This is a genomic window from Neoroseomonas rubea (genome assembly GCF_016106015.1).
Taxonomy (GTDB): Bacteria; Pseudomonadota; Alphaproteobacteria; order Acetobacterales; family Acetobacteraceae; genus Neoroseomonas; species Neoroseomonas rubea.
Genome location: NZ_JACADQ010000319.1, coordinates 1 through 4,925, shown reverse-complemented (window position 1 = coordinate 4,925; position 4,925 = coordinate 1). Strand labels below are relative to the sequence as shown.

At 71.3% G+C, this 4,925-nt stretch carries 2 protein-coding genes, 1 tRNA gene and 1 pseudogene; 3 read left to right on the top strand and 1 reads right to left on the bottom strand.

Features of this window, described 5'->3' with window-relative positions:
- Positions 1 to 545: 545 nt before the first annotated feature.
- Entirely contained in the window at positions 546 to 1,208 is a 663-nt protein-coding gene (gene lipB, locus HW577_RS20725; protein ID WP_198378022.1) for a lipoyl(octanoyl) transferase LipB, read from the bottom strand.
- A 30-nt stretch (positions 1,209 to 1,238) separates the two neighbouring features.
- On the opposite strand from lipB, the gene HW577_RS20720 reads away from it, so the two are divergent.
- From HW577_RS20720 to HW577_RS20710, 3 genes and pseudogenes are all read left to right on the top strand, one after another.
- Positions 1,239 to 1,324, top strand: a tRNA-Leu gene (locus tag HW577_RS20720).
- A 326-nt stretch (positions 1,325 to 1,650) separates the two neighbouring features.
- On the top strand, positions 1,651 to 3,924 hold the full coding sequence (locus HW577_RS20715) for an NADP-dependent malic enzyme (protein WP_198378021.1): 2,274 nt from the start codon (positions 1,651 to 1,653) through the stop codon (positions 3,922 to 3,924).
- A 470-nt stretch (positions 3,925 to 4,394) separates the two neighbouring features.
- Positions 4,395 to 4,925 (top strand): annotated as a pseudogene (locus HW577_RS20710) (hypothetical protein); the annotation flags it as partial.

Genomic DNA, 4,925 nt, shown 5'->3' with positions numbered 1-4,925 from the left:
GGGCGGGATCGGTCCTGGCGGGAAGGGGATTTCCGGGACGGGTCCCCGGCGCCGGCGTTCCTGCGGCGCGGGAAGTAAGGATTGAAGGCCGGGGGAAGGGAACTTCCCCCGGGCCCCCTTCCTTTTTTGTCGTTCCGCCCTCGGATGAGGGGCGGAGCGCGTCGCGCACCAACGTATGGCGCGGCGCATGGACAAGGGCGCGACCCGGCGCTGAACCGCCGCTGCCAGGACGACACGCCCAGCGGATGCATCGTCAGCCCGGCAGGTTCTGCTGGACCGTTACGCCCTCACACCACTATATGGGTATTTGGTCCTATATGGGCCAGGTGCTCTTTGAACCTGTGCATCCGCCGCATCCACGCGCGCCCGATGTTCAAGCGCGCCATCCGCCCCCGCGCCGCCCGAGGGGAATTTGTCCGAAACCAACACGCACGGTTTCCAAAGGCCTTTCGGCCTTTGGCGGGGGAGTTCGAGGGGGCGGCGCCCCCTCGCCCCCACCCGGCCAATTTGTCCGAAACCCACCACCCGCCGCATGGCGAGGCGCCTTACCCGAACACCTCCGCCCAGGCCCCCCGCAACGCTGCGTCCGCTTCTTCCATCGTCGCGAGCACCCCTTGCGCGTGCAGGCTCGTCACCCCGTGGTCGCTGATGCCGCAGGGGACGATGCCGCCGAAGTGGGACAGGTCCGGGTCCACGTTCAGCGCCACCCCGTGCCAGGACACCCAGCGCGTGACGCGCACGCCGATCGCCGCGATCTTGTCTTCCCCGCCGGTCCCGCGGTTCGGCACCCACAGGCCGACGCGTCCTTCCCGCCGTTCGGCCCGCACGTTGAAGCGATCCAGCGTGCGGATCAGCCATTCCTCCAGCCCGTGGACGAAGGCGCGCACGTCCCGCGCCGCCACGCTGCCATGTGGCCTGGTCAGGTCCAGCATGACGTAGCCGGTGCGTTGCCCTGGCCCGTGATAGGTCCATTGCCCGCCCCGCCCGGCCGCGAAGGTGGGGAAGCGGGCGTCGCGCAGGTCTTCGGGCCTGGCCGAGGTTCCGGCCGTGTAGGTCGGGTCGTGTTCCACCAGCCAGACGCGTTCGCGCCCCGTCCCCGCGCGGATGGCCGCGGCGTGGGCTTCCATGGCTTCCAGCGCCGGCCCGTAGGGGGTGCGGCCTTCGCTGGTGATCCACTCGACGGGGTGTGTTGCTGGCGGCGCGGTCATGGGCTATACGCCGCGCCCTCTACCGGGTTTGCGGTCGTGGCGGAATGGTAGACGCGCCAGCTTGAGGTGCTGGTGGGGGAAACCCCGTGGAAGTTCGAATCTTCTCGACCGCACCAATTTCGTAGCCCTCAGACGCCGGGCGCCGGCATTCGCCGGCTTGGATTTCGCGCCGTGCACTGGCCCGTTGGCAACGTCGGCCGGCCTTGGCGCGGTCGCGCTTCGCGCTCCCGGATCGACGCTGCGCCTCGATCCGTTCTCTGTGGTCAGGCGCAGGCCTTCGCCGGCCTGGCTTCCGCGCCCTGTGCCGTCGCTCCGTGCACGGCTGACGGCCTCGGCGCGGTCGCGCTTCCGGATCGACGCCGCGCCGCGATCCGATGTCGGGCTTGCCCCCCGGTCGCCTCCCGCAAAGCCTTCCGTTAGGTTGCCCGTCGGAGGTGACCTGATGGACGAGGATTTCCGGCGCGCAGCGCTCGACTACCACCGGCTCCCGCGTCCCGGGAAACTGGCGGTGGAACCGACGAAGCGCATGGCCACCCAGCGCGACCTCGGCCTCGCCTATTCCCCGGGCGTGGCCGCGGCCTGCGAGGCGATCGCCGCCGATCCCGCCACGGCCTACGACTACACCACGCGCGGCAACATGGTCGCCGTCATCACCAACGGCACCGCGGTGCTCGGGTTGGGCGCCATCGGCGCGCTGGCGTCGAAGCCCGTGATGGAAGGCAAGGCCGTCCTCTTCAAGAAGTTCGCCGGCATCGATTCCATCGACATCGAGGTCGAGGAACGCGACCCGGACAAGTTCATCGAGGTGGTCGCCGCCCTCGAACCCTCCTTCGGCGCCATCAACCTCGAGGACATCAAGGCGCCGGAGTGCTTCGTCATCGAGCGCACGCTGCGCCAGCGCATGAAGATCCCGGTCTTCCACGACGACCAGCACGGCACCGCCATCATCGTCGCCGCCGCGGTGCGCAACGGGCTCAAGCTGCAGGGCAAGCGCATCGAGGACGTGAAGCTGGTCAACACCGGCGGGGGTGCGGCCGCGCTCGCCTGCCTCGACCTGCTCGTCTCGATGGGGCTGAAGCGGGAGAACGTCACGATCTGCGACATCGGCGGCGTCGTGCATTCCGGGCGCAACGACCTCGACCCCTACAAGGCCGCCTGGGCGCGGGAGACGACGGCCCGCACGCTGGAGGACGCGCTGCCTGGCGCGGATGTCTTCCTCGGCCTGTCCGCCCCGCGCGTGCTGCGGCCCGAATGGCTGAAGCACCTCGCGCCGAAGCCCCTGGTGCTCGCGCTCGCCAACCCCGAGCCTGAGATCCTGCCCGAGGCCGTGCGCGCCGCCCGCCCCGACGCGATCGTCGCCACGGGCCGCACCGACTACCCGAACCAGGTCAACAACGTCCTGTGCTTCCCCTTCATCTTCCGCGGCGCGCTCGATTGCGGCGCGACGACGATCAACGAGGAGATGAAGATCGCCGCGGCCGACGCGATCGCCGCACTCGCGCGCGTCGAGGCGAGCGAAGTGGTCGCCGCCGCCTATGGCGGCCAGGCACCTGTCTTCGGCCCGGACTACATCATCCCCAAGCCCTTCGACCCGCGCCTGATCCTCGAGATCGCGCCGGCGGTGGCGCGCGCGGCGATGGACAGCGGCGTCGCCTCGCGCCCGATCGCGGACTTCGCCGCCTATCGCCGCGAATTGGAACGCGCCGTGTTCCGTTCCGGCAACCTGATGCGCCCGGTCTTCGAGGCCGCGCGCGCCCGTCCCCGCCGCGTCGCCTACGCGGAAGGGGAGGATGAGCGCACGCTTCGCGCCGTGCAGTCGGTGGTCGACGAAGGCATCGCCGAGCCGATCCTGGTCGGAAGGCGCGACGTGATCGCGGCGAAGGTCGCGGCTCTCGGCCTGCGCATGGCGCTGGGGGAGAGCGTGCGCATCCTCGACCCGGCGCAGGATACCGAAGTGTTCGGCCCGCTGACGGAACTCTACCGGCTGAAGGTCGGCCGCCGGGGCACCCCGCCCGACGCGGCGGCCAAGCGGGTGATGACGCGCCCGGCCGTCGCCGCCTCCCTCCTGCTCGAAGCCGGGCATGCCGATGCCGCGATCTGCGGCGGCCTCGGCGACTGGATGGGGCAGTGGACCCATGTGCTCGACATCATCGGCAAGCGCGACGATGTCGGGCGCGTCTATGCGCTCTCCGGCCTCGTCACCCGCGCGGGCGAACACCTCTTCGTCGTCGACACGCATCTGTGCCTTGAGCCGAGCGCTGAGCAGATCGCGGAGATGACGCTGCTGGCCGCGGAACAGGTGCGCGCCTTCGGCATCACGCCCAAGGTCGCGCTGCTCTCGCACTCCTCCTTCGGCGCGTCGCACGCGCCGTCCGCGCGGCGGATGCGCCAGGCGCTGAAGCTCGTGCGCATGCACGACCCCGCGCTGGAGGTGGATGGGGAGATGCATGCGGATGCCGCGCTGATCCCGGCGATCCGCGCGCGCGCGGTGCCCGACAGCCGGCTCGAGGGGGCGGCGAACCTGCTCGTCATGCCGGGGATCGATGCCGCCAACATCGCCTTCAACCTGGTGAAGGCGGCGACCGACGGGCTGCAGCTCGGCCCGCTGCTGCTCGGGATGAACAAGCCGATCCACGTGCTTGTGCCATCCGTCACCGCGCGCGGCATCCTGAACGTGACGGCGCTCGCCGTCGCGCAGGCGAACGCGGGGGGCTAGCGCGCTGTCCGGCCAGCCGGAATGGGCTGGTCGGATCGCCTGCCCCGGAGGCCCCTGAACGACGGACGGAACCGCGCGGCGGGGCCGCGCGGTCGGGCGCTTCCGCCGCACAATCCTTGACGAGTCGGACTCCCCGCGCCGGACGGCATCCATACCGGCGCGGCCGATCCGCGGGCCGGCCGACCCTGAGACGGCCCGCGCCTCGGTCCCCCGCCGCCCAACGTCGCGTCCCCGGATCTCGCCGCGCGCCCGTCGCCAGCGGGACAGCAGGCGCACCACTCATCCCCGGTCGCTGCCGACGCGCGCAGGCTCGCCCACAGCGGTCATGCAGCCCGGTCGCACGCCGAACCGGAGGCCCGCCGCCCGGCTGCCGCGGTGCGCGAGCCGAAGCGAGACGCGCCGGCATTTCCGCCTTGCTTTTCATTCAACGTTGAATGACTATGGTTCTACGTTGAATGAAAGGCTCCCCCATGCCCTCCCGCCGCACGCTCCTCGCCGCCTCGGGCGGCCTTCTGCTCTCCGGCCGCAGCCTGCGCGCCGATCCGACCGCGCCATGGGACGCGGCACCCGCCTCCCGGCATGCGGACTGGCGCGTGCGGGCCGCGCACTGGGCCGTGCTCGCGCCCAATCCGCACAACCGGCAGCCCTGGATCCTCGACCTTGCCGCCGACGGCAGCGCGCTGCTGCGCTGCGACCTCGACCGGCGCCTGCCGGCCACGGATCCACAGGACCGGCAGATCACCATCGGGCTCGGCGCCTTCGCGGAACTGTTCCGCATGGCGGCCGCCGAGGAAGGCCGCACCGTCGCGATCGATCCCTTCCCCGAGGGCGAGCCCATACCAAGGCTCGATGCGCGCCCGGTCGCGCGCCTGCTGCCCCTGCCGGGCCGCCCGCCGCGCGATCCGCTCTTCGCGCATGCGCCGCGCCGCCGCAGCACCAAGGAACCCTTCGACATGGCGCGCCCGGTCCCGGCCGAGGCAAGTCCAAAGATCGGAAGAGCA

Coding starts and splice junctions, on each gene's coding strand:
- lipB (WP_198378022.1), bottom strand. CDS start 1,208: ATGACCGCGCCGCCAGCAACACACCCCGTCGAGTGGATCACCAGCGAA.
- HW577_RS20715 (WP_198378021.1), top strand. CDS start 1,651: ATGGACGAGGATTTCCGGCGCGCAGCGCTCGACTACCACCGGCTCCCG.